The 2,007-nt window shown below is 75.3% G+C and carries 2 protein-coding genes and 1 pseudogene; all 3 read left to right on the top strand.

Going from position 1 to position 2,007, the window contains the following annotated elements:
- Positions 1 to 801, top strand: a pseudogene (locus tag AB0J52_RS38025) (hypothetical protein); the annotation flags it as partial.
- Positions 802 to 859: 58 nt separating this feature from the next.
- Entirely contained in the window at positions 860 to 991 is a 132-nt protein-coding gene (locus AB0J52_RS38020) for a SapB/AmfS family lanthipeptide (RefSeq protein ID WP_117355698.1), read from the top strand.
- 134 nt (positions 992 to 1,125) lie between these two features.
- A partial coding sequence (locus AB0J52_RS38015) for an ABC transporter transmembrane domain-containing protein (RefSeq protein WP_500187847.1) occupies positions 1,126 to 2,007 on the top strand: 882 nt, incomplete at its 3' end.

Raw genomic sequence — 2,007 nt, 5'->3', positions numbered from 1 at the left:
TGCGCCGACCGCCTCGGCGGTCCCGAGGACGTCCCCGAGCTCAGCGGCGGCGAGCATCCGCGCGCCGGACTGATGCACGGCTCGTCCGGACCGGCGCTGCTGTTCCTGCACGCCTACGAACGCGGCGGTCCCGCGACGCTGCTCGACCGGGCCGCCGACGCGATCCGCCAGGACCTGCGCCGGTGCATGCTCGCCGAGGACGGCTCGCTCCAGGTGAACCAGGGCTGGCGCATGCTGCCCTACCTGGACGAGGGGTCGGTCGGCATCGGCCTCGTCGTCGCCCGCTACCTGCGGCACCGGCGGGACGAGGAGTTCGAACGCGCGCTCACCCGGCTGGCCCGGGTCGCCGAATCCGGCTACTTCGTCCAGTCCGGGCTGTTCGCCGGCCGCGCGGGGATCATCGCCGCCCTGGCCGCCGGACTGCACGCCCGGCCCGAGACGCACCCCGACCCGAGGCTGGACGCGCAGATCCGCGGCCTGCGGTGGCACGCCATGCCCTACGGCGGCGGCCTCGCGTTCACCGGCGACCAGCTCATGCGGCTGTCGATGGACTTCGCCACCGGGACGTCCGGGGTGCTGCTCGCCCTGGCGTCGGCGCTGGACGAGCGGCGGCCGTCGCTGCCCTTCCTCGCGGCCCCGCCACCCGCGGCCGAAGCCGGACCCGAGGCCTCGGGCACGGGCCTCGCCCACACGACCACCATCGCCGACGGCCCGTCCGTCGCACCGGCCGGCTCGTCCGGCCTCATAGTCGGCCCTTCCGGCCGCGTAGGGAGCCTGGCCAAGGACAGCCCTCACACGTGAACCGGAACGGTCTGAACCTGTCCACCCTCGGAAAGAGGAAGGAGGTGTAGCAACCACCATGGCACTTCTCGACCTGCAGGGCCTTCAGGCCCCCACCGCCTCCGGCGGCGCCAGCGGCGGCAGCGGTCTGACCGTCGCCACCTGCGCTTCGCACACGCCGAGCAACCTGAGCCTCGCGCTCTGCCACTGAGCTACGGCACCCGGGCATGAGGTTCCGGGCGGCCACCGGTAAGACGGCCACCCGGAAGGCCCACGACCGCCGCGTGCGGTGCGGTTCCACCGCGCCGCACGCGGCGCTCACCTTCCCGGCGGAAAGGAGGACCGATGCGGACGGCGGCCGACCGGCTGGTCACGCGGACCGCGCGCGACGGCGGCGTCTGGACGGCCCTCCTCGTCCTCGGCGCGCTCGGCGGAGCCGCCCTGCAACTGCTTCTGCCCTTCGCGATCGGACGAGCCCTCGACGGCCTGATCTCCGGTGGCGCACCGGGCGGCACGTTCCACGACCCCTGGACGACCGGCGCGGCGGCGACCGTCGCGGGGATCGCGGCCTGCGAGGTCCTGACGGCATGGGCGACCGGCGTCACCGGGGCTGAGGCGGCGGCCCGGCTGCGGCGCGTCCTGCTCGACCGCGTCCTCGGCGCGGGACCGGCCATTACCCGGCGGCACCCCGAAGGCGACCTCGCGACCCGCATCGGCCTGAACACCGAGGAACTCGGCCAGGCCCCGGCCGCGCTCGTCACCGCGGCCGCCCTGCTCGTCCCGACCATCGGCGGCCTGGCCGCCCTCGCGCTCATCGACCTGCGGCTGCTGGGCGCGCTGGTCGCCGGACTGGTCGCGATCACCCTCGTCCTGCGCGGCTTCCTGCGCGCCACCACCGTCCACGCGGCCGGCTACCAGCGCACCCAGAGCGAGATCGCGGGACGGCTGACCGACGCCCTCACCGGAATCCGCACGATCGCCGCCGCCGGAACCGCGGACCTGGAAACCCGCCGCATCCTCACCCCGCTGCCGACCCTCCGCGAACACGGGCTGCGGCTGTGGCGCGCCAACGCGCGCGCGGGCGTACAGGCGGGGCTCGCCGTTCCGCTGCTGGAGGTGACGGTCCTCGCCGTAGGCGGGTGGCGGCTCGCCTCCGGTGGGCTCTCGTTGGGTGAGCTGTACGCCGCCGCGCGCTACGCCGTGCTCGGCGCCGGCCTTTCGGGCGCG

The sequence above is a fragment of the Spirillospora sp. NPDC049652 genome, assembly GCF_040675125.1.
Classification (GTDB): domain Bacteria; phylum Actinomycetota; class Actinomycetes; order Streptosporangiales; family Streptosporangiaceae; genus Spirillospora.
The sequence above is the reverse complement of the archived record's forward strand: the minus strand, read 5'-3'. Positions and strand labels throughout refer to the sequence as shown.

Coding starts and splice junctions, on each gene's coding strand:
- AB0J52_RS38020 (WP_117355698.1), top strand. CDS start 860: ATGGCACTTCTCGACCTGCAGGGCCTTCAGGCCCCCACCGCCTCCGGC.